Consider the following 516-nt stretch of genomic DNA (forward strand, 5'->3'; position numbering starts at 1 on the left):
AACCGGCCGGGCATGTTCCGCCGACGGTGGGATCGACGTTATAGCCCGGGTTCGGGGTTACGGTAAATTGCTGGGTTGCGCCCGGCGTCACTGATTGCGGCGTATTCGGGTTAATGGTCAGGTTGGCATCGCCGCTCGGCGTAACGACAGGCTCCAAAGAGCTAAATGTTACCGAACAATCACTGGTCACTGCACCAGTGGTATACACCGAGCCTGCCCATGAACCGGCAGGGCATGTTCCGCCGACCGTGGGATTGACGGTATAACCGGGATCCGGGGTGACAGTAAATTGCTGGGTTGCGCCATAATTAATCGTTTGCGGCGTATTCGGGTTAATGGTCAGGTTGGCATCGCCGCTCGGGGTTACCGTCGGCATCTGGAGCGAACTAAAGACGACGGTACAATCCCCGATAATGGCACCGGTAGTATACACTGAGCCTGCCCAGGAACCGGCCGGGCACGTTCCCCCGACGGTGGGATTGACGTTATAACCGGGGTTCGGAGTTACGGTAAATT

Annotated in this window: 1 pseudogene; it reads right to left on the reverse strand. The window is 57.6% G+C overall.

Annotated elements, in window-relative coordinates:
• A pseudogene (locus ACFORL_RS07920) lies at positions 1–516 on the reverse strand (hypothetical protein); the annotation flags it as partial.

The sequence above is a fragment of the Legionella dresdenensis genome (assembly GCF_042649825.1).
Classification (GTDB): domain Bacteria; phylum Pseudomonadota; class Gammaproteobacteria; order Legionellales; family Legionellaceae; genus Legionella_C; species Legionella_C dresdenensis.